The organism is Streptococcus sp. HMSC067H01, from assembly GCF_001814775.1.
Classification (GTDB): Bacteria; Bacillota; Bacilli; order Lactobacillales; family Streptococcaceae; genus Streptococcus.
In genome coordinates this window covers 1-1,470 of record NZ_KV817781.1, presented here as the reverse complement: position 1 = coordinate 1,470, position 1,470 = coordinate 1, and the positions used below count along the sequence as shown (strand labels likewise).

Annotated in this window: 1 pseudogene; it reads left to right on the top strand. The window is 40.3% G+C overall.

Annotated features, from left to right (window positions below):
- Positions 1 to 1,470: pseudogene (locus tag HMPREF2987_RS01405) on the top strand (hypothetical protein); the annotation flags it as partial.

Below are 1,470 nucleotides of genomic sequence, written 5' to 3'. Positions count from 1 at the left end.
AGAAGGAAGCTGGATCTAAGACAGTTACTCCAGAACAACCAGAAGTTACAGATAAGGTTACTTATAAAGCATTAGGAAAAATTATCCAAGTGGACGAATCTGGAAATGTCATTCCAGGTTCAGTTTCTAAGATTTATGAAAATAATCCATCCAATCCTACAGAAGCAGCGGAAACTAAGATTCCTGATGCTCCAACTGGATACAAGATTAAAGAAGAACAACCACAAGCTTGGGGTTATAATATTGTTGATAAAACGATTGAGCCAAATGACGAGAGTGATTCAGACCGTATTTCACGCGACACCCCAATCATCTACGTACCAATCGTAAATGATGTGACGAAACCAACTAAACAAACGGTAACGTTTGAAGGAGCAGGAACATCTACTCCAGCTGATAAAGTTCAAGATAACTTCACATTCACAGGAAAACAAAGACAAGTGGATGGAAATACAACATGGGATCAACCTAATCACACTTATGGTAAAGAAACAGTTCCAGTAGTTACAGGTTACTATGCCGATAAGAAGGAAGCTGGATCTAAGACAGTTACTCCAGATCAACCAGAAGTTACGGATAAGGTTACATATAAACCGCTTGGTAAGATCATTCCAGTTGATCCAGAAGGAAATCCAATTCCTAAAGCACCAACTCCACAGTACAATAACGATTCAGAAGATCCAACTAAGGGTGGCAAGACTCCAACTCCAGTCATCCCAGGTTATGTGACGGATACACAAAGTGTAACTCCTAACAAACCAGGAGAAGATACACCTGTTGTCTACCGTAAGGCAGAACAAAAAGCTATTATCAATTATGTAGACCAAAATACTGGTACAACACTTGAAAATGATCAACTTTCTGGTAAATCTGGTGAAGCTATTGATTACTCAACTACAGCTAAGATTCAGAAATACCAAGATCGTGGTTATGTTCTCGTTAGCGATGAGTTCCCAGCAGGAGCAACTTACGACACAGATGCATCTCGTGACCAAATTTGGACAGTAACTTTGAAACACGCTGAAACTCCAGTTGGACCAAACGATCCACATAACCCAACAGATCCAATCAATCCAAATGATCCAAACAGTCCTAAATACCCTGCGGAAGATCAATGGAAGAAAGATGTAACGTCAACTGTTCATTATGTGGTATCAGACGGTAAGGCAACAGCCCCAGCTGACAATGTTCAAAATGCACAATGGACACGTACCTTAAATCTTGATAAAGTTACAGGTAAAGTTCTTAACCCTGATGCACCATGGACAGCGAATAAGGCTAACTATGATGCAGTTCCAACACCAGGATTGACAGGTTACTACGCTGATAAAGGAAGTGTTGCTTCTAAGACAGTCACTCAAGAAAATCTTGAAGAAACTGTCACTTACAAGCCACTTGGAAACTTGGTTCCAAAACCAGAGACACCAAATGATCCAAACTTCCCATCAACACCAGAAGTGAAGTATCCAA